Genomic DNA, 21,440 nt, shown 5'->3' with positions numbered 1-21,440 from the left:
CAATATAATTACAATTAAAATCACCATATTTGGTTAAGTAATTGAATCACATTCTGATAACGCATTGCTGTAGGTCCAATAACCGCAATTTGACCTTTCAATGAATTGTCGAAGTGATATTGACTCGTTACAATCGATATATCACTAAGGCTTTCATCAATCTCTTTTCCAATCTTAACGTTAATATCATTAGTTGAAATTGTCTGTAGTAATTCAGTGATTCTTTCAGATTCTAGATATTGCAAAATTGGTTGAATTGACGAAACATTAGATTCATTTAATGCATCAATTAGTTTAACCTTTCCACCTAAGAAAATGCTATTACTTTGTTTGCTAATATGAGAATTTATCATCTTAACAATGTCATTAATGAATTGATTTTCTTCATATGAGTTGGCGAAAGAACGAATTTTATCTGATAGTTTAGCGCTTATTTCTAAATTATTATTACTAATAAAATTAGAAATGGCGATTAATCTATCGGATGATAACTCAAGTGAAGAATTCAAGTGAAAATGCTCAACATGACCAGAATTATAAATAATTACTAAAATCATGATTGAATCATTTGCCTTAATTAAATGAACATTATTAATCATTTCTTCACTATGTTTTGGACGAACAACTAATGTTGCATAATGAGATTTCATTGATAACTCATTTGCAAAGTAACTTAATGCTGAAGAAATATCATAGTGATTCTCAATCAATAGTTGATTTAAACGTTGTATTTTATTTTTGTTTTGACGAGAGGTTTGTTTTAACAATTGATCGACATAAAGTCTAAACCCTTCTTCGGAAGGTGAACGCCCTGAAGAAGAATGCGTCTTCTCTAAAAAGTTCAAATCTTCAAGTTGTTTCATCTCATTCCTTATTGTTGCAGGACTGACATCTAAATGATGTCTATCAATTAAAGCTTTAGAACCTATAGGTTGTCCTAAATCAACATAATCTTCAACAATTGCATTTAAAATGCTTAATTGTCTTTGTGTAATCATGTTTTCACCTCATTAGCACTCTTTTGTCCTAAGTGCTAATTATAATTTATCAAATTGGTCAAAGTAAGTCAACGTTAAAGCCTTACTTTTTTAATTTTTTATTAGTTTAGTAAGAAAGCCTCAAATACTTCGTTTCCTATAACCTTTCCTCTTGGGGTAAGTGAGATATTTCCATTCGTTTCAATTAGAAGGTGTCTTGATTTTAAATCTTTAATCGTTTCTCCAAATATTGCATCTAGTGATTTGCCAAATTTTAACTCGAAACGTCCGCGATTTACACCTTGATTCATTCTTAAACCTAAAAACATTTCTTCTTCCATCTTTTCATTCAAGGTTGGTCGACTAGAAGTTAGTATAGGCCGTTTGCCATCATTAATTGCATTAATATAATGTTGAACTGGATTTAAATTTGTATAGCGTTCGCCTTCAACGTATCCACTTGCACCTGCTCCAAAACCGTAATATTCTTCGTTTAACCAATACACTTTATTATGTTCAGATTCATGATTCGTTTTAGCAAAGTTAGAAATTTCATATTGCTTAAAGTCAGTTTGACTTAATACTTTCATTAGATATTGATACATTTCAGCACCTAAATCTTCATTTGGTAATTTTAGTTTCCCTTTTCGATACATATTATAAAATTGTGTTTTAGGTTCAAGTATTAAACCGTAGCTTGAAATATGGTCAATATCCATATTGATTGCTTGATTTAAACTGTCTGCAAAATCCTCTATCGTTTGTTCAGGTAAATGATACATTAAATCAAGGCTTATAGAGTTGATACCAGCTTTCCTAGCATTATTTACTGCATTATAGATATCTTGAGTATTATGTGTTCGGCCTAATATTTTTAATAGCTCTGGTTTAAATGTTTGAACACCCATTGAAATACGATTAACACCATACTGTTTAAGTAACTTTACTTTATTAAAAGTTAATTCATCTGGATTTGCTTCAAAACTGAACTCTCCATTGATTGAAAAAGTTGAAGTAATAGCTTGTAATAATCTTTCAAGTTGCATGTCATTCAGTGCTGTTGGCGTACCTCCTCCAACGTACATTGTCTCAAGTTGTTTTTTTTTACTAAACGACATTTCTTTTATTAATGCGGATAAATATTCATCTACTGGCTGTTTATCAATATAATATTTATTAAAATCACAATAAGTACAAATTCTGACACAAAAAGGTATGTGTATGTACGCACTTTTAACTTCCAATGTTACACCCCTTCTATAACTTAAAAAAAGAGATTGAGACTTAGTAATATAAGTTAGTAGTTTCTTTATCAATAATATTCATTATTGTTATGGTACCTACCAATTTATATTCGTCTCGACCTCTTTTATGTTCTATTCATCATTCATTTTTAGTACAGCTAGGAATGCATCTTGTGGAATTTCAACACTACCAACTGCTTTCATTTTCGCTTTACCTGCTTTTTGTTTTTCGAGTAATTTACGCTTACGACTAATATCCCCACCATAACATTTAGATAAAACATTTTTACCCATTGATTTAATATTAGTTCTTGCAACGATTTTTTGTCCAATTGCAGCCTGCACTGGAACTTCAAATTGTTGACGCGGAATAAGCGTTTTTAATTTTTCAACTAATGCTTTGCCTCGTTCATAAGCAAAATCTTTATGAACGATAAAGCTTAATGCATCTACTTTATCACCATTTAATAAAATATCCATCTTCACTAAATTACTTTCTTTATTTTCAATAAACTCATAATCAAACGAAGCGTATCCTTTAGTATTAGATTTAAGTTGATCGAAGAAATCAAAAACAACTTCAGAAAGTGGTATTTCATAAACGATATTCACTCGAATATCATCTAAATAATCCATATTAATAAATTGACCACGTTTACGTTGACACAACTCCATTACTGCTCCTACATAGTCATTTGGTACCATCATGGTCGCTTTCACATAAGGTTCATAAATCGCATCAATTTTGTCTCTTTCTGGCATTTGTGTGGGATTATCTACTGTGACTTCTGAACCATCTTTCATTACACATTGATATATAACTGATGGCGCAGTAGCAATTAATTCAATGCCAAATTCTCTTTCAATGCGCTCTTGAATAATTTCCATGTGAAGCATGCCTAAAAATCCAGTTCTAAAACCAAAGCCGAGTGCTTGAGAAGATTCTGGTTCAAACTCTAATGACGCATCATTTAATTGTAACTTTTCAAGAGCTTCTCTTAAATCATTATAGTCTTTGTTTTCAATTGGGAACAAACCACAATAAACCATTGGGTTCATTTTTTTATATCCTTTTAGCGGTGCTTCAGCTGGTCTGTTTGCATGTGTTATCGTATCACCTACACGTGAATCATCGACATTTTTGATACTTGCAATAATATAACCAACATCACCTACAGTTAGTTCTTCAATAGGTAATTGTTTAGGTGTGTTGATACCTACCTCACTAACTTCAAATTCTTTACCTGTTGCCATCATTTTAATTCTATCTCCAGCCTTAACAACGCCTTCCATCACGCGAATTGATGAAATAACGCCTCTATAAGGATCATATTCTGAATCGAAAATTAAAGCTTTTAATGGGGCACTTGGATCACCTTCAGGTGGTGGCACTACTTCTACAATTTTCTCTAAAATATCTTCGATACCAATATTTGATTTAGCACTAGCAAGTACAACATCATCTTGATCTAAACCAATCACATCTTCTAATTCTTGTTTAACCCTTTCAGGTTCAGCGGCAGGGAGATCGATTTTGTTAACGACTGGTAATAATTCTAAATCGTTATCTAGTGCTAGATACACATTTGCCAATGTTTGTGCTTCAATACCTTGTGCTGCATCTACTACTAAAATTGCACCTTCACATGCAGCTAGGGATCTAGAGACCTCATATGAAAAGTCTACATGTCCTGGTGTATCAATTAAATGGAAAGTATAAGTTTGTCCATCACTAGCTTCATATTTTAATCGTACGGCATTTAATTTGATTGTAATACCACGTTCTCTTTCAAGATCCATTGAATCTAATAATTGATCTTGCATTTCTCTTGTTTCTACAGATTTAGTATTTTCTAATATTCTATCTGCTAATGTTGATTTACCATGATCAATATGAGCAATAATAGAAAAATTTCGTATATTTTCTCTTCTGTTATAGCGTTCTTGCATATCCATAGCCTATCATTCTCGCTTTCATAAAATTAGCCCGTATATGTATACATCTTTGATATGATATCGTTTTTAATGATTAATTGCAAACGTATCCTTACTATTAAATGTTAAAACATGATTATAAAATCACTTGCGTTATTCGTATATAATTATAGAATATATCCTAATTATAAAGTGTTAAAGTGCGCATTCCAACAGTAATTATGATTTAATTGAGATTTTAACTATGCTATATTTAATTAATGATTGCACAAATATGTTAGTTTTGATAAAATGTTTCTTGTTGTAATCAAAATAAAATTTGATATGCTTAAGATCACTTTTAGGAGGTGACAGTAATGCCAAATATTAAATCTGCTATTAAACGTGTTAAAACAACTGAAAACGCAGAAGCTCGTAATATTTCACAAAAAAACGCTATGCGTACTGCTGTGAAAAATGCTAAAACAGCAATCAACAATAACGCTGATAACAAAGCTGAATTAGTTAACTTCGCAATCAAATCAGTTGATAAAGCTTCACAAAGTAACTTAATTCACTCAAACAAAGCTGATCGCATTAAATCACAATTAATGTCATCAAGTAAATAATGTGTAAAAAAGCGCGGAACTATGTTCCGTGCTTTTTTGCATTTAAATATATAACTAAGGATTGATTACAAACTTAAAGTGATAGAATAAATAACTCAAGTATTAGTTGTTTGTCCATATATGACGACTTTAGTTTGTAATCTGTTTCTGCGCAGTTATCTATTATATTTAATAATTCTTTTAACTCATAATAACGGACTTGATTTAATGCTAACTTAACTCTATATGGATGCACATTAATTGTTTTAGCAATCTGTTGCCCACTATACCCTTTTTGAGCTAATATTTTACATTGGTAATACAATCTGTAGTTACTTGTAATAAGTGCAAGTAATTTAATGGGTTCCTCTTTCATAACGATTAAATCTTTTACAAGTTGTATAGCTTGGTCTTTTTCATTTTTTTGAATATATTCTGTTAATAGAAAAACATTTTGTTCTAAGCTTCTGTTAATAATTAAACTTACATCATTTTTATTAATAGTAGATCTGTCACCTAAGAATAAAATGAGTTTATCTAGCTCTTGAGAAACAATATTGAAATTCACACCAGTTAATTCAATAAATAGGTTTAGCGCATCTTGCTTTATATCTTTGAAATTCTCATGTAGTTGATTTTGAATCCAGGATTTAATTTCTTGCTCTGACATTTGTTCTACTTTGGTTAGCTTACTAGTCTTTTTTAATGATTTAGTTAATTTCTTTCTTTCATCTAATTTATTGCTATAGATTTCAAAAATGACTAAATTATCACCATCATACTTCTCTAAAAATTCTATAACTTGCTCATTGTTCGGCTGTAAATCTTTATTAACTTTTTCGCCAGTAAATATAAATGAATTTTTAACAACAATTGCTTTCTTTTCAGATATAAATGGCATTGTTAAGGCCTCTTCAATAATTGTCGAAATATTTGTTTCATAAAGGTTAAATTTTATAAAATTAAAGTCATCTCTGTTCTCATTTAAGAATGCATTTGTCAGTTCATTACTTTTCTTTTCTACTAATTCAGGCACTTCACCATATATAGCCATAATATTGTTTGTCATAATTGTGAACTCCCTTTTAAAATATCAAACATTGATAATTATATCATGCTTGGGTAAAGCGTCACCAGTTCAATCAATTTGATTAGATGTAATATTCATATTGTGATCTAAATCTATCGTTATTTCTCCAACGTCTTGAGTGTTCAAAATTTTACTGTTTACCGACGTTAACGTCTGCAACGTTTCTTTACTTGGCAAATGATATTTATTGTTTTTACCACTTGAAATAATACTAATAGTCGGTTTTATAGACTTTATAAATACTTCCGAACTACTTGTTTTACTTCCGTGATGTCCTACTTTCAATATATCCACGGTAGGAAGTTGATATAATTTCATCAATTTAGCTTCATTATTTTTCGTCGCGTCACCCAATAAAATCATTTTGTAGTTTTGATATTCAATAAGTAAGATAATGCTATGCTCATTTTTATCATTACTTGAGGGAATATCCCCATGAAGAAATGAAATTTTACCGTTATTAAATGGGATAGAGTCTATTTCTTTAGCATCTACTAATTGGATATTGTTATTTTTACACAAATGTATGAGTCTTGTTAGTTCTACTTCTGAATAGCTATATACATGAATATATAACTTTTTGATTCTTATGTGTTGAGTGATGTAAGGTAGCTCGCCAATATGGTCTGCATGTGGATGCGTAATAATTAAATGATCAATTGAAGTAATCCTTTTACGTTTTAATGTAGGCAAAATATGATATTTGGCTATATTATGATTATCTATCGTACCGTCTCTAATTTCCTTACCACCAGTATCAACCATAACAGTTTCTTTCGTGCTTGTTTGAAATATTAAACTATCCCCTTGCCCAACATTAAAAAAAGTAATTGTACTTGTGTTAGGTTGGATATTAAAAACACATAAAGATATAAACAAGATACATAGTAATACGAGTGATTTTATTTTTTTATGGCATAAAAAGATGAATATTAGTATTATCAATACTACAAAAAGCACATATTCAAAAGATGATTTAGGTGCAATAAAAACTTGATAAAATTTAAATTTCAAAAATAATTCTAAGAGATAATCATGTAAGATATATATTTTATTGAATATTGCACTAAATAAAGGTATATCATTAACAAAATGATAAGTAAAAAATAATAGTATTGCTAATGGGAAAATAATAAAACTATATAAAGGAACAAATAGTATATTAGAAAATAAGCCTATCCATTGTAATTGGTTAAAATGAAAAATTGAGATGATTGAAGAAGAAAGCTGAGCTATTAAAGTTAGGATAATAATATTATTAAAAAAAGATAACTGTCTTATAAGTGGAAAGGAAACTAGAATAAAAAATGAAATAATAAATGAAAATTGAAAGCCTATATCATACAAATAGTCAGGTGTTATTAAAATCATAATGATAAAGATTAGACCTAAAATATCAATGGTCGACATTTTAAACTTATTTGAAATGAGAATGACGGTTATCGTAGCTAAAATTGCTCTCAATGCACTTGGTGCAAAATCGGTATAATATGCGAATATAATTAGAAATATGATAATTAAACCGTTAATAATCACTTTGGGTATATTAAGTCTAACTAGAGGTTGATATATAAGATAAGAAATAGTAGCAATATGCGATCCACTCACTGCTAATAAATGATAAATGCCTATGTCCTTGACCTTATCAATAAATTGAGTACTAATGCCATGGATATCACCACTAATTAAAGCAGTAATATATTCAGGATGCGATAGGCTTGAGTGAGCCAATTTTTGAGTAATATACGACGAATGCTTTTCAAATACATTTGAATTTTTAGTGATTTGGCACGTATTCGTGACTACTTTGTTAACAGAAACATAGGGGGTGTGATTTAAAACATTAACTATTTTACCTTTAATAACACATGATTTATTTTCAATGTCTTTTTCACTTAATTGATTGGTATTTAAGTGAAAGACGTACGATTGATCTTTGATAGTAAATTTACCTTTTAATTGCTTTCCTTGACGATCGATATTAGATCCAAATTCGACTTTGGTAAATATGTTAGAGTTTTTCTTGAAGAAATCATCTTTACTTATACTGTTTTCATAGTGAAAATGTTCAAAACTCACACCACAAAATACACAAATAATCATTATTAATATATGATGCATTTTAAATCTTCTTTGCGTTGAAATGATAACTAATAAAATAACAATCAAACACGACATTAATTTTAAATGTATCCATAGAATACCTATGAGAAAGGACAATGCAAAATAAATCATATATTAGTTAGTTAAATATTGAGCCACATTTCGAGCTGAAAAAGGTATTTTTTTGTATTCAATACCAGCTTGGTTTAATAATTGCAGCGCATATTCGTGATTATGATAATCTTCAGCATAATATATTTGTTTAATTCCTGCTTGTATAATAGATTTTGTGCAATTAAGACATGGAAAGTGAGTGACATAGATAGTAGCACCATCTGTTGATACACCCTGCTTAGCACATTGTAATAAAGCATTCATTTCGGCATGTATGGTTCTGATACAATGGCCATCTTCAATTAAACATCCTTCATCAATACAATGCACCTCACCAGCAACAGATCCATTATATCCCCCTGCTATAATTCTATTGTCTTTTACTATAGTTGCTCCTACTGACAATCTTTGGCAAGTTGATCTTAGAGCTAGTAAATGGCTTTGCGCCATGAAATATTCGTCCCATTTTAATCTTTCCATTAAATTCACTCCGATTCAAATTTATTATCATTATTATAGATTATCTTTATATTTAAGCCAATCAACAAAGTTAGATTGTAATATAATCTTTAATCTTTTCGAAAGTTTTGTCACCGATGCCCTTGATATTTTTTAAATCTTCTATTGAATGGAACTGGTTATTCTTTGACCTGTAATCTAAAATTTCTTTGACTTTTGTCGGTCCTACGCCTGGGATTTTTAGCAAATCAGTTTCACTCGCAGTATTCAAATTTATTTTGTCAGTAGTTAATGAATTTAAAGGTTTTGTATTACTACGCTTATTATTACCATCACTATGCGTTATAGTATTTTTCATTTCGCTGGTAGATGGTATGTAAATCAATTTTTGATCTGTTAATTTTTCAGATAAATTGACTTGTGTCAAATCAGCATCTTTTTGTAATTTAGCTTTTTTCAATACATCTTTAATTCTATCTGACCCTTTCATTTTATATACATCAGGGTGCTCAACAGCGCCTTTGATATCTACAATTACCGTTTTATTTTCATCAATACCAGTATTCAACTCATCTTTCTTAGTTGCATCATTAATATGTCTAGATGATTGATGTGTATTATTTTTTTCTTTTAAATTGTTTTGCGATGAAACGATTGGCATGTCATTGCTTGTTTCTTTAACAGGTTTAAGAAACATTAGTGTACATGCGATAGCTATTATGATGGTCAAAGTGATAATCAGTTGAAATTTCCATTGCTTAATAAATGCTAATAATTCTATTTTATCTTTAAACAAAAAACTCATCTCCTTATATATATAAACGTTTAAGGAGATGAGTTTACTTTATTTATAAGCTACGATAAATAAACGATCGCCGTTTTCATCGTGATTATTGCGATTAAAGTCGATGAATGTATCGAATGCTTTAAATCCAATTGTCTTTAATAAACTAATGTAAGTATCTTTTTCAAAGGTTCTTTGATAGTGCGATTCATCAAATCGCTGATAAGTATCATCATTATTTTTAACAAAGAAACTCATATCGTGATACACACTATAAGGTTCATCACCGACAATAGCTTCCCATGCTAAAAAGATTGACTCATTCTCATCAATGTAACATTGATTATGAAACAACGTATTCATCTTTTGAATAGTATGGACATCAAATATAAAAACACCATTTTCTGATAAATGATTAAAAACATTGATAAATGTTTCATTTACATCTTCGATATCAGATAAATAATTCAGTGAATCACAAAATATTGTTATTACATCAAATTTAGTATTGAATGAAAAATCGGTCATATCGCCTTCTAACCATGTTACTTGATTAGATTTATTAGCAGCAATGGAGAGCATCTCTGAGCTTAAATCCATTCCTGTAACCGAACCAATAGTACTTAGCTGAGCAGTTAAACTGCCAGTTCCACAACCAATATCAAGAATTTTCGGCTTATGACTGAGATCTTGCGTATAATGGTTCACGATTTCAAACCACTTGTCATAAGGTTGATCTTGCGTAAGTTGATCATAAACTAAGCTCATTTCACCATATTGAGCCATCTAATATGCAACCTGCCCATATGATTCTATTGGCGCATCTTGATATAGCTTCTCAATATTATAATAATTGCGTTCATCTTTATGGAAGATGTGGACCACAACATCTGCTAAATCAATTAAAACCCATCTAGCACTTTGATACCCTTCCATACGTTTTACATCAATAGCTTGTTCATGTGCTGCCTCTTTAACTGCTCTAGCAATTGATTGAACTTGACGCTCATTATTACCGTGACAAACAACGAAATAATCTGTCATGTCACTGATACCTTTCATATTAAGAGAAACAATATCTTCTGCTTTTTTATTTTCTGTCGCATCGACAGCAATATTTAATAATTCTTCTGAATTCATTTAATCATCCTTTATCCTTTGATCACTATAATTATAATAGTTTAAACATGAAATCGTTGTGCCATAAACGGTTATATCCTTACTAATTAGGAACAGTACTGTTCGCTTAGAAATTTCATAAATTGTTTTATCTAAGCTACCTTGATTGTATGCCATATCTCTAATTTCTTCAACTCCTGGGGTTTTTCTTCCAGGCTCGATATAATCAGCAATAAACACAAGTTTTTCAGTTTTAGTCATTTCTTTTCGACCAGTTGTGTGATTCTTGATTGCAAGAAGCACTTCCTCGTCTTCAATACCAAATTCTGATTGCATGATAGCAGCACAGACTGGTCCGTGTAAGATTTCTCCACCATAACTTAATAGTTCACTATCTAAATCGTGTTGTCTCACAATTTGGTACATTGTGCTTAGGTCATCATACTTGCAATAATCATGCAATACACCCGCTAAGTTAGCTTTATCTTTATCACCATCATAAATTTCTGCAAGTTTTACTGCGGTTTCAGCTACTCTCAATGAGTGCTTAAAACGCTTTTCCGGTAGTTTATCTTTAACGAGTTCAATCGCTTTATCAATTTTCATAGAATCCTTCCTCTCTTATATAGTCGTGAATACTACGAGGAACCAAGATATTTATTGGTTGTTTATTTTTTACACGATTTCGAATCAATGATGAACTAATATCCATTCGCGGTATATTAACAGATATCATTGATTCGTCGACCTCTTGATAATTAACATCTCTGTTCACAATTACAAACGTAATTAGTTGTTTTAACTTTTCAATTTTATACCATTTATCTAATTGTTTATACTGATCTGTTCCAATAATGAAATAGATATCCGCATCTTTCTCATTATTAACGATATCTTTTAGCGTTTCATAAGTGTAACTTTGACCTTTTCTCTCAAGTTCAATTTCACATATTTCACCAAAACCTAATTCTTGAATAGCAAGTTGTATCATTTTGATTCGATATTTAGCATCTAAATAGTCATCATGCGTTTTCAAAGGTGCCATATAACTTGGTAAAAAATAAAATTTGTCAGGTTTAAGTTGATGATAGACTTCATTTGCAACTAATAAATGTGCAGTGTGAATTGGGTTGAATTGACCACCATAAAGCACTATTGATTTTGTATTCATCATTTATGGTAATGCGATTTCTTTATTATCAACTGATTCTCTATAGATGACAATCATCGAACCAATCACTTGAACAACTTCACTATTAGTTGCATCACTTAATGTTGACGCTAATTCATTTTTATCATCAAAGTTATTTTGTAACACATGTATTTTAATTAACTCGCGATTTTCAAGTGTATCATCAATCTGAGCAATCATATTGTCATTAATACCTGCTTTACCAATTTGAAAAATAGGATCTATATTGTGAGCTAAACTTCTTAAATATCTTTTTTGTTTTCCAGTTAACATATTAAACTCCTTTTAATTTGTTTAGTACTGCATATTTCATTTCTAGTATATTAGGCTGTTTGCCGGTCCAAATTTTAAAACTTTCAGCGCCTTGGTTTATGAACATATCCAAGCCATTATAAACCGTATTGCCTTTGAGTTCTGCTTCTTTTAAAAATTTAGTCTTATATGGAATATAAATAATATCACTAACGAGTGTACTTGATGATAAATTATCTAAGCTAATAACAATATCCTCGTTATTATTTAATCCAGCAGATGTCGTATTAATTATAATATCAAATTCATCTAAATATTGTTCTGCTTGTTCTAATGAAATTGCATTAATATCCATATCCCACGTCTCAAATCTACTCATTGTTCTGTTAGCGATTGTTAATTTGGATTGTACAATTTTACTGAGTTCATTTGCAATTCCCTTACTAGCACCACCAGCACCAAGGATTAAAACATAAGCATTTTCTAAATCGGGATAAACTTGTTTCAAGCCCATCACATAACCAATACCATCTGTATTATAACCTATCCATTTATTGTTAATAATTTTCACAGTATTAACGGCTCCAACAGCTTTTGCTTGGTCATCAATCTCATCCAGATAAGGAATTATTCTTTCCTTATGCGGAATCGTAACATTGAATCCATTAATATGGTTATCTTCAATAATTTGTCTAATATCATGGAAGTCTTGTGTGGGAATATGCAACGCTTCGTATGTGTCTTCCATATTTAATGATTCAAAATTAACTTGATGCATGACTGGAGATAATGAATGCGATACGGGATCACCTATTACTGCATACTTCATAAATAACCCACCTTACATTATTGAATTTCTTAGGATTACATCAACATTTTTAGGGACACGTACAATGACTTTTGCACCTGCTTCAATCGTTATAAATCCTAGACCTGATATCATTATGTCTTTCTTTTCCTTACCAGTTTCAAGACGTACAGCTTTTGTATCACTCATATCGAAGTGGTCAGGATTATTTGGTGGTGTCAAAACATTACCAATTTGATTACGCCATAAATCATTTGCCTTTTCCGTTTTAGTTCGATGTATATTCAAATCATTTGAAAAATAACAAACGAGTGGTCTTTTTCCACCCGAAACATAATCAATTCTAGACAGTCCACCAAAGAATAACGTTTGTCCTTCATTAAGCTGAAAAACTCTTTGTTTTATTTCATTTTTAGGCATGATTATTTTCAATTCTTTCTCAGATACATAGTGTGTCATTTGATGAGACTGAATAATACCCGGCGTATCGTACATGAATGTTTTTTCATCTAAAGGTATATCGATTAAATCTAATGTAGTTCCTGGAAATCTAGAAGTGGTTACAACATCTTTTTCGCCCACACTTTGTTCAATCAATTTATTTATAAGTGTTGATTTACCTACATTCGTAGTACCGACAATATACACATCTTGATTATGTCTATGCTTATCTATCGATGTTAATAAATCTTCGATTCCCCAACCTTTTTGTGCAGAAATAAGTATAACGTCGTCAGCTTCTAAGCCATATTTTCTAGCAGTTTTTTTGAGCCACTCTTTTACACGACGTTTATTAATTTGCTTAGGTAAAAGATCTAATTTATTAGCGGCTAATATTATTTTTTTATTGCCTACAATTCGTTTTAAGGCATTGATAAATGAACCTTCAAAATCGAAAATGTCAACAACATTCACAATTATTCCTTGTCGGTCAGATAATTCATTGAGTAAATTTAAAAAATCTTCACTATCCATGCCGACATCTTGAATTTCGTTATAATTTTTCAATCTGAAACAACGTTGACAAATAACGTCCTCTCTAAAAAGGTTATGTTCTGGAACAAATCCAGGTGCACTTTTATCTTCTGATTGAAGTGGTGCACCGCATCCAATACATTTTAATGTGTCATCCAATCAATTTTCCTCCCATGTGATATAGCCTTTATTTTTAAAGTAATTTAATAATCGACGCTCAATAATACGGTTGAATTTAGTAATAAATCCATCTGTACGTTTCACAGGCACAACCATAATTGTATATAAGCCATTACGATTACCACCAAAAACATCCGTTAACATTTGGTCTCCAATTACGATGGTTTCCTCAGGTTTGATATTCATTTGTTTGATGGCTTTTTTAAATGCTTTGCCCATAGGTTTTCTTGCTCTAAAAATGAAATCTACATTTAAGTCTTTTGAAAAGCTTGAAACTCTATCTTCATTATTATTAGATACAATAGTTATTGTAATACCTAATTCATTTGCTTTTTTAAACCATTGTTGTATTTCTATAGTTGGCGATTTTACATCCCACCCAACTAATGTATTATCTAAGTCTGTAATAATACCTTTAAAACCAGCATTAGCTAATTTTTCAATATCGATTTGAAATACAGACTTAACGTAATCATTTGGCATAAAATATTTCTTTATTAATTCCATTTATTTATCACCTTTATTAATATTTATAAAACTTTAATTAGTGCTTCAACTATTGAACTTGATGATTTAGCAGCTTTACCGAGGAATTCCTCGAAAGATATATCTGCTTTACCATTCGCTAAATCGGATACTGCACGTGTCACGATAAATGGAACATGGAATTGATAGCATGTTTGTGCAATTGCGGTTGCCTCCATTTCAACAGCCATAGCATTAGGAAATTGTCGTTTAATCGTTAAACGTTGCTCAACACTTCCAATAAAACTATCACCACTCACAATTTGGCCTATTTTAGCAGTATAATTTTGTTGTTTAATAACTTGTTCAGCTAAGTTTAATAGTTCGTGATTTGACTCAAATTTAGAAGGCATTTGAGGTACTTGTCCAAATTCGTAACCAAATGCAGTTGCATCAACATCATGATATTGTACATCATTACTAATCAACATATCTCCTACAGATAAGCTTTCATCTAGCGCACCGGCCGATCCAGTATTGATAATGAGTCTAGGATTAAATTTCTCAATTAATAATGTTGTTGAAATAGCGGCATTCACTTTACCAATCCCACTTTGCGTTAAAACAACTTCTGTTGTATTTAATTTCCCTCTATAAAATTTAACATGTGCAACAGAAATTTCATTCATCTCTGTTAATTTATCTTTTAAAATAGCTACTTCTTCTTCCATAGCTCCTATAATTCCTATCATATTTACACCTCAGTCTTTATCTTAGCAATTGCTATTTTATCATATAATTTCATTCATCACGACAATGTTTCATCACTCCGTATTTAAAATAATAAATTCGTTACACATTCATCTCTTTTTATAAATTTTACTAGTGAAAAAGAGAATAAATTCTACAAAAAAAGAGTGAGATGGAATTCAATTTGAATTCAAAATCTCACCCTTCCTATGTGTAAATTAAATTGAGAAAAGCGTACTACCACTAACTTTTTAGCTCAATATTTCATAGTGAATTTAATCAGATATTTTTATAAAAGTATTAATCTATAACCCAGAATTTTAAGCAAATCTAATGCTATATGTCTTATACCGTGAAATAGCTATTTATCCTTTCCAAAGTGCAGCTAAATCTTGTAATGAGAAGATACCTGTTACAATAGTTACAATGACTGCTACAACACCAAAGATTAGCATCCATGTTGGATGTTTATAATCTCCAACAATATCTTTTTTACGACTTGCAATAAGTATCGCTCCAAGTGTGATAGGTAAAATCCAACCATTAATTGCACCAGCAATAATAAGTAAACTAATAGGTTTACCAATAAATAGGAAAATTAATGTAGAAATTACGATAAAGACGATTACAATTAGATTATTTTTAGTTAATAAAGATTTATGTAATGTTCTTAAGAATGTAGCACTTGTGTATGCTGAGCCAATAACAGAAGACATGGCAGCCGCAAAGATAACAACACCGAAAATATTCTTACCAATTGGTCCAATTGCATGTTCAAATACTGAAGCAGGTGGATTATCGGCACTTAATGTTACACCAGTTACAACTACACCTAATACTGCTAAGAATAATAAAGTTCTCATAATACCTGTTGTTAATATACCTGCAATTGCAGAGCGGTTTACAAATGGTAAGAACTCTTTACCTTTCATACCAGAATCTAAAAGTCTATGCGCACCTGCGAAAGTAATATAACCGCCTACAGTACCTCCGACTAATGTAATAATAGGTAAAATTAATTTAACCGGCTGTTCTGGCGCGAATGTGTGTACTAATGCATCACCATATGGCGGGTTTGAAACTACCATAACATATGCAACTACAAGTATCATTACAACCCCTAAAATCATTGAAACAACGTCCATGATCTTTTGACCACTTCTACTAACAAAAATTAAAATAGAGAAAATAGCTGTAATTGCAGCACCCCATTTGATATCTAATCCAAACATAGCGTTTAAACCTAAGCCTGCACCAGCAATATTACCTATATTAAATGCAAGACCCCCAAATGCAATTAATATTGAAATTAATGTTCCTAAACCAGGCATCACCTTATTTGACACTTCTTGTCCACGTAAACCAGTAACTACAAGGACACGCCAAATATTAATTTGTGCGCCTATATCAATGATAATTGAAATTAATATTGCAAATGCAAAACTAGCATAAAATTCAGCTGTGAATACAGCTGTTTGAGTAAGGAATGCTGGGCCAATAGCAGAAGTTGCCATTAGGAATACAGAACCATATAATAATCGTCTGTGATTCTTCGTGAATTTAAATTCCTTTTCATTCGGATTTATTTCTTGATTTGGATTTTGGTTAAAGTTTTCTCCCATAATTGGTCCCCCTTATAAGGATTGAATATCAATGCCTTCTTTCGTTAATTTTTCTCTAATTTGTGATACAAATTCTAAAGCATGAGCACCATCACCATGCACACAAATCGTATCCGCTTTTAGATTGATTTCTTTTCCGTTTTTGCTAACCACTTTGTTTTCAATCACCATTTTTAAAACTTGATCTAACGCTTCTTCAGTGTTAGTGATGACTGCATCTGCCTCTTTACGACTAACGAGTTGACCATTATCTTCATATCGTCTATCAGCAAACACTTCAGATGCAGTGCGTAAACCTAAAGCTTCGGCCTCAGTAATTAGTAATGTATTTGACAATCCTACTAAGACAAGTGAAGCATCAAAATCATAAACTGCTTGTGCAATAGCACGCGCAATATTTTGATCTTTAGCCCCCATGTTATACAGTGCGCCATGTGGTTTCACATGATTAATGTGCGTTTGATGTACTTTACAGAAACCATCTAAAGCACCTAGTTGATAGATAACTAAATTATAAATTTCTTTAGGTGAAATATCCATATTTCGGCGACCAAATCCCTTTAAATCTGGTAATCCTGGATGCGCACCTATTCCTACACCATTGTCTTTAGCGAGTTTAATGGTGTCATACATCACATTTTCATCACCTGCATGGAAGCCACAAGCAATATTAGCTGAAGTGATTAATGGAATGATTTGATTGTCACCGCCAAATGAATAATTTCCAAATGCTTCGCCTAAGTCACAATTCAAGTCTATGCGCATTATAGCTCCACTCCTTCAATAATTTGATGTTTTTCAAGGAATTTAATATCTACTTCACTAGCATCATCATCAGCATATAATGGGTAATTTAAAACTGCGTATAAAAAGTCAGCAGTTGTTGTAAAGCCTTCAATTACCATTTCATCAAGCGCTACTTTCAATTTGTTAATCGCAGTTTGTCGATCCGTATCTTTAACTATAACCTTTGCGACAAGTGAGTCATAATATGGTGATACTTGGTATCCTGGATATAGTAAAGAATCAACACGAATATTGAACCCTTGAGGTAAATGTAATTTTTTTACTTTTCCAGGCGTAGGTTGGAATTTCTTCTCTGGATTTTCAGCATTGATACGCGCTTCGATTACGTGACCATTGAATACGATGTCATCTTGACCGAATGGAAGTTTACCATGTTGCATTAAATACAGTTGCGCTTGTAATAAGTCTCTATCAGCACGCATTTCTGTGACAGTATGTTCCACTTGTATACGTGCATTCATTTCTATAAAGTAATGTGCATCTTTTGTAACTAAAAATTCTATTGTACCTGCACTTCGATAATTTGAAGCTTTGGCAACGGCAACTGCATCTGCACAAATTTGTTTTCGTCTTTCCTCTGTTAATGCTGCACAAGGAGACTCTTCAATTAACTTTTGATTTTTGCGTTGTACAGAGCAATCTCGTTCTCCTAAATGTACATAGTTACCTTTTCCATCACCAATGATTTGAACTTCCACGTGTTTGGCTACAGGTATAAAAGCTTCGACATATACTCTGTCATCATTAAAGTACTTCTGCCCTTCGCTTTTTGCTTCTTTTAATGATTTTTCAAGTTGTTCAGGTTCTTTAACGATACGAATACCTTTACCGCCACCGCCACTAGCTGCTTTTAAAACGACAGGGTAACCAATTTCATCAGCAAGTTGTTTAATTTCTTCCACTGAATTGATAGCACCTGTTGATCCAGGAATGACAGGTACTCCTGCAGCGTCTACTGTTTGACGCGCAGTTATTTTATCACCCATCAGCTCCATTGTTTTTTTACTTGGACCAATGAAATGAATATCATTTTCTTCTACCTTTTCAGCAAAAGTTGTACTTTCTGATAAAAATCCGTACCCGGGATGGATCGCATTCGCACCTGTTATTTCAGCTGCGCCAATGATACGTTCAATATTTAAATAACTATCTAAAGGATTGGCTTCTCCAATACAAATTGCTTGATCAGCTAAGCTAACATGTAAACTTTGCTCATCTCCTTTAGCATATATCGCAACAGTCTCTATGCCCATTTCACGACAGGCTCTAATAATACGGACTGCAATTTCTCCTCTATTTGCTACTAAACAACGGTACATTTAGCTGTCCCCCTTTATTTAAGTTTAACTAGTACTTGATCATATTCAACATTTGTACCATGATCTGCTACTATTTCAACGACTTCTCCATCTACATCGCTTGTAATTTCATTCATAACTTTCATTGCTTCAACATAACCGATGATATCTCCAGATTTAACTTTATCACCAACTTTAATTTGAGGATCAGTTAATTCTTTACTATCTTGTAAAAAGAATGTACCAACCATTGGTGAAGCTATTTCTTTAGAAGCATCTTCATTTGAACTAGATTCGACTTGTTGTTGATTATCATTATTCACAGCACTTGTACTTGCTACACTTTGATTAGCAGATTCACTGATTACTTGAGCGCCCTCTGTGAAGTCTAATTCTAGTTCACTTTTATTATCTTTAAATTTAAAGCGTTTTACGCCATTTGATTTAACTAAATTAATAACTTCCTCAATTTTTTTAATATTCATCTCGTTATTACTCCTCTTCAATTAATTTTGCTAATTTTTGTGATGTTGGTCGCATTGAATGCATATTAAATATTGGTGCATTTGTCACAGAGTTCAATTTGTCACTGAACTTTTGATTAAACGACTGTAACATCTCATTTGCTTCATCTACAGAAGTCCATTTGAACTGTATCATATCTCCTGGCTTGAATTGTGCTAGTTTCTTAAGGTCCAATTGACTTACTGTAGCTATCTTTGTATAACCACCGACTGTTTGTTTGTCATTTAATAGAATGATTGGATTCCCATCGTTAGGTACTTGAATACTACCTAACCCTACTGGTTCAGAAATGATATCCGCACCATTTTCAGGTGGAATTTGATTGCCTATAAGTCTATATCCCATACGATCAGATTGATCAGATATTTTATATTCAGATTCAACTAAATTTTTTCGTTTTTCTTCAGAAAAGGCATCAACTTGCGGACCTTCTATAATGTGGATAATGTTGTCTTGTTCAACTGCATCATAATCAATTGATTTTCCAAGATTTACTTTATAATTGCTATTTTGCACGACTTGAATATGATCATCTTTTTTCAATGCACTTCCGTAAAAACCACCCACGCCACTTCTAGTATGCGTTGAATAGCTATCTGCAACTTTTTCAATATCAAGTGAATGACCAAAGAAAATATAGCCACGTGCACCACGTATTACAGGTCCTAATTCAAGGATATCGCCTTTATTTGCCAAGACAACACTGTTATTTGTTATTTTGGCGTTGTTTAATTTTGCATTGAACTGGCCGCCTGTCAATACAAACGTGTTATTTTGAGTGAATTGTATTGTTGGTCCGATAATTGTAAATTCCAAACTTGGACCATCGTTAGCAATCAATTGTCGTCCTAAGTCATAACTAAATTGATCCATAGCACCAGAGCCTGAAAAACCTAAATGTTGAAATCCAAAACGTCCTTTGTCTTGTACCGTGGTGAACAGTCCTGGTTTGATAATTTTAATGCCCATTACACGTCACCCACTTTTCTTTATTAAATTGACCGTCGTTAATTTCTTTTTTAATTTGGTTATACGTTTGCTCGTCAATTGCATAAAATTTAATATAATCACCAGCTTCGTACAATGTCATAGGTTCAGCATATTGATCGAACACTTTTAATGGTGTTCTACCAATAATTTGCCAACCACCCGGTGAATCTGATGGATATAATCCCGTTTGATTATTAGCGATTCCTACAGAACCGGCATTTATCTTAACTCGTGGTTCAACTCTTCTAGGTGTATGAATACGTTCATCTAACCCACCTAAGAATGGGAAACCTGGCATAAAACCAAGCATATAAACAAGATATTCATTTTCTGTATGAATTTGGATCACTTCCTCTACAGATAAATGATTATGATTTGCTACCTCTTCTAAATCCGGGCCCATCTCAGTATTATATAGTACAGGAATATATATAATATTCTTATTTGAAGTTGAATCAACTTTTGAAAGTTTAAGATTATCTAATTCTAATTTTTCAATTAATTGCTTGTAATCAATTAAATCATTATTAAAATTTATCATAATTGCTCGATAAGACGGGATTACATCCTTAATGTCTGGTATGTTTTTAGACAGAATATATTGAGTAGTTAGATTAACTTCTTGATAATTATCTTCGCTAATCTCTTCTTTGAAATATAGCAATAGCGATTGCTCATTTATAACTTTAACTTCCAACCTATTGCCTCCCTTTTATACTTTCATTTGATTATATTGTATTTCTAAAAGTATTGATTTAACAAAAGTATCAACTTTCAAATTTTACTATTATGTATAAAAAAATTATAACATTTTCATATCTTAGTTGTTTAATAAGTATTTCAAATTGTGAATAATAAAAAAAGTAAGGCATGATGTAATCGCTTACTTTTATGTATACTTAACAATTCATTCAATTGTATTCACAATGTTATTTAAGCATATAAAACAAAATTTGTCATGAAAAAGTTCAGATTTTCAAATTAATTTGATAAAATATAAATTGATATTCGTTACTTTAAGGATACTTATAGCTTAAATAGTTAAAAATGTAACCAATATAGCAAGCGCGGTCGGATAAACTATTTAGTTGTTAAAAATAAGTTGATCTTAACCAAAAATGATACAGCATTTGACATTAAAAACGGTTCTACGCAAACATCGGT

22 protein-coding genes and 2 pseudogenes are annotated in these 21,440 nt (G+C 31.5%); 1 reads left to right on the top strand and 23 read right to left on the bottom strand.

Annotated elements, in window-relative coordinates:
* Positions 1-20: 20 nt before the first annotated feature.
* The 3 genes from hrcA to lepA all read right to left on the bottom strand — a co-directional run bounded on the left by hrcA (position 21) and on the right by lepA (position 4,177).
* Positions 21-998 carry a heat-inducible transcriptional repressor HrcA gene (gene hrcA, locus KA858_RS05140; RefSeq protein ID WP_210135180.1) on the bottom strand — a complete coding sequence of 326 codons (978 nt, stop codon included), beginning with the start codon at positions 996-998 and terminating at the stop codon, positions 21-23.
* Between the two features lie 101 nt (positions 999-1,099).
* Entirely contained in the window at positions 1,100-2,221 is a 1,122-nt protein-coding gene (gene hemW, locus KA858_RS05135; RefSeq protein WP_210135179.1) for a radical SAM family heme chaperone HemW, read from the bottom strand.
* A 132-nt stretch (positions 2,222-2,353) separates the two neighbouring features.
* Positions 2,354-4,177, bottom strand: coding sequence for a translation elongation factor 4 (lepA, locus tag KA858_RS05130; protein WP_210135178.1), 1,824 nt, complete (start codon positions 4,175-4,177; stop codon positions 2,354-2,356).
* Positions 4,178-4,512: 335 nt separating this feature from the next.
* Here lepA and rpsT point away from each other — a divergent pair, with 335 nt between their 5' ends.
* Positions 4,513-4,764 (top strand): 30S ribosomal protein S20, encoded by a 252-nt coding sequence (gene rpsT / locus KA858_RS05125; protein ID WP_053029533.1) that lies wholly within the window; start codon positions 4,513-4,515, stop codon positions 4,762-4,764.
* A gap of 73 nt (positions 4,765-4,837) precedes the next feature.
* Here the strand turns inward: rpsT and holA are convergent, their stop codons facing one another.
* The 20 genes and pseudogenes from holA to pxpB all read right to left on the bottom strand — a co-directional run bounded on the left by holA (position 4,838) and on the right by pxpB (position 20,973).
* Positions 4,838-5,812: a DNA polymerase III subunit delta gene (gene holA / locus KA858_RS05120; RefSeq protein WP_210135177.1), complete on the bottom strand. Its 975-nt coding sequence runs from the start codon at positions 5,810-5,812 to the stop codon at positions 4,838-4,840.
* 69 nt (positions 5,813-5,881) lie between these two features.
* Positions 5,882-7,954 (bottom strand): DNA internalization-related competence protein ComEC/Rec2, encoded by a 2,073-nt coding sequence (locus KA858_RS05115; RefSeq protein WP_245342034.1) that lies wholly within the window; start codon positions 7,952-7,954, stop codon positions 5,882-5,884.
* A gap of 117 nt (positions 7,955-8,071) precedes the next feature.
* Positions 8,072-8,530, bottom strand: coding sequence for a ComE operon protein 2 (locus tag KA858_RS05110; RefSeq protein WP_053029535.1), 459 nt, complete (start codon positions 8,528-8,530; stop codon positions 8,072-8,074).
* 70 nt (positions 8,531-8,600) lie between these two features.
* The gene (locus tag KA858_RS05105; RefSeq protein ID WP_210135175.1) at positions 8,601-9,305 is read right to left on the bottom strand and encodes a helix-hairpin-helix domain-containing protein; all 705 of its coding nucleotides are present in this window, start codon (positions 9,303-9,305) and stop codon (positions 8,601-8,603) included.
* 48 nt (positions 9,306-9,353) lie between these two features.
* Positions 9,354-10,079, bottom strand: a complete 726-nt coding sequence (locus tag KA858_RS05100) for a class I SAM-dependent DNA methyltransferase (RefSeq protein WP_210135174.1) — start codon at positions 10,077-10,079, stop codon at positions 9,354-9,356.
* The gene (gene rsfS, locus KA858_RS05095) at positions 10,080-10,433 is read right to left on the bottom strand and encodes a ribosome silencing factor (RefSeq protein ID WP_053029538.1); all 354 of its coding nucleotides are present in this window, start codon (positions 10,431-10,433) and stop codon (positions 10,080-10,082) included.
* Complete coding sequence (gene yqeK / locus KA858_RS05090; RefSeq protein ID WP_011275620.1) at positions 10,434-11,018, bottom strand: bis(5'-nucleosyl)-tetraphosphatase (symmetrical) YqeK; 585 nt, start codon at positions 11,016-11,018, stop codon at positions 10,434-10,436.
* Entirely contained in the window at positions 11,008-11,586 is a 579-nt protein-coding gene (locus KA858_RS05085) for a nicotinate-nucleotide adenylyltransferase (RefSeq protein ID WP_210135173.1), read from the bottom strand. The genes yqeK and KA858_RS05085 overlap by 11 nt, the downstream gene beginning before the upstream one ends.
* Entirely contained in the window at positions 11,587-11,877 is a 291-nt protein-coding gene (gene yhbY / locus KA858_RS05080) for a ribosome assembly RNA-binding protein YhbY (RefSeq protein WP_210135172.1), read from the bottom strand.
* A gap of 1 nt (position 11,878) precedes the next feature.
* Positions 11,879-12,685, bottom strand: a complete 807-nt coding sequence (gene aroE / locus KA858_RS05075; protein ID WP_210135171.1) for a shikimate dehydrogenase — start codon at positions 12,683-12,685, stop codon at positions 11,879-11,881.
* Between the two features lie 12 nt (positions 12,686-12,697).
* A complete protein-coding gene (gene yqeH / locus KA858_RS05070; RefSeq protein WP_210135170.1) occupies positions 12,698-13,798 on the bottom strand; it encodes a ribosome biogenesis GTPase YqeH in 1,101 nt (366 codons plus the stop codon).
* Positions 13,799-14,326 carry a YqeG family HAD IIIA-type phosphatase gene (locus KA858_RS05065; protein ID WP_210135169.1) on the bottom strand — a complete coding sequence of 176 codons (528 nt, stop codon included), beginning with the start codon at positions 14,324-14,326 and terminating at the stop codon, positions 13,799-13,801.
* 23 nt (positions 14,327-14,349) lie between these two features.
* Entirely contained in the window at positions 14,350-15,036 is a 687-nt protein-coding gene (gene mtnN / locus KA858_RS05060) for a 5'-methylthioadenosine/S-adenosylhomocysteine nucleosidase (RefSeq protein ID WP_053029543.1), read from the bottom strand.
* 363 nt (positions 15,037-15,399) lie between these two features.
* The gene (locus tag KA858_RS05055; protein ID WP_053029544.1) at positions 15,400-16,656 is read right to left on the bottom strand and encodes an NRAMP family divalent metal transporter; all 1,257 of its coding nucleotides are present in this window, start codon (positions 16,654-16,656) and stop codon (positions 15,400-15,402) included.
* Between the two features lie 12 nt (positions 16,657-16,668).
* Positions 16,669-17,421: a 5-oxoprolinase subunit PxpA gene (gene pxpA / locus KA858_RS05050; protein ID WP_210135168.1), complete on the bottom strand. Its 753-nt coding sequence runs from the start codon at positions 17,419-17,421 to the stop codon at positions 16,669-16,671.
* Positions 17,421-18,782: an acetyl-CoA carboxylase biotin carboxylase subunit gene (locus tag KA858_RS05045; protein ID WP_210135167.1), complete on the bottom strand. Its 1,362-nt coding sequence runs from the start codon at positions 18,780-18,782 to the stop codon at positions 17,421-17,423. The genes pxpA and KA858_RS05045 overlap by 1 nt, the downstream gene beginning before the upstream one ends.
* A gap of 14 nt (positions 18,783-18,796) precedes the next feature.
* A pseudogene (locus KA858_RS13090) lies at positions 18,797-19,027 on the bottom strand (acetyl-CoA carboxylase biotin carboxyl carrier protein); the annotation flags it as partial.
* Between the two features lie 98 nt (positions 19,028-19,125).
* Positions 19,126-19,246 (bottom strand): annotated as a pseudogene (locus KA858_RS13085) (acetyl-CoA carboxylase biotin carboxyl carrier protein subunit); the annotation flags it as partial.
* A 7-nt stretch (positions 19,247-19,253) separates the two neighbouring features.
* A complete protein-coding gene (locus KA858_RS05035) occupies positions 19,254-20,255 on the bottom strand; it encodes a 5-oxoprolinase subunit C family protein (protein ID WP_210135166.1) in 1,002 nt (333 codons plus the stop codon).
* A complete protein-coding gene (gene pxpB / locus KA858_RS05030) occupies positions 20,245-20,973 on the bottom strand; it encodes a 5-oxoprolinase subunit PxpB (RefSeq protein ID WP_210135165.1) in 729 nt (242 codons plus the stop codon). The genes KA858_RS05035 and pxpB overlap by 11 nt, the downstream gene beginning before the upstream one ends.
* Between the last annotated feature and the right edge of the window lie 467 nt (positions 20,974-21,440).

Origin of the sequence: Staphylococcus sp. GDX8P80P (assembly GCF_017893095.1) — a bacterium.
GTDB lineage: Bacteria > Bacillota > Bacilli > Staphylococcales > Staphylococcaceae > Staphylococcus > Staphylococcus borealis.
The sequence above is the reverse complement of the archived record's forward strand: the minus strand, read 5'-3'. Positions and strand labels throughout refer to the sequence as shown.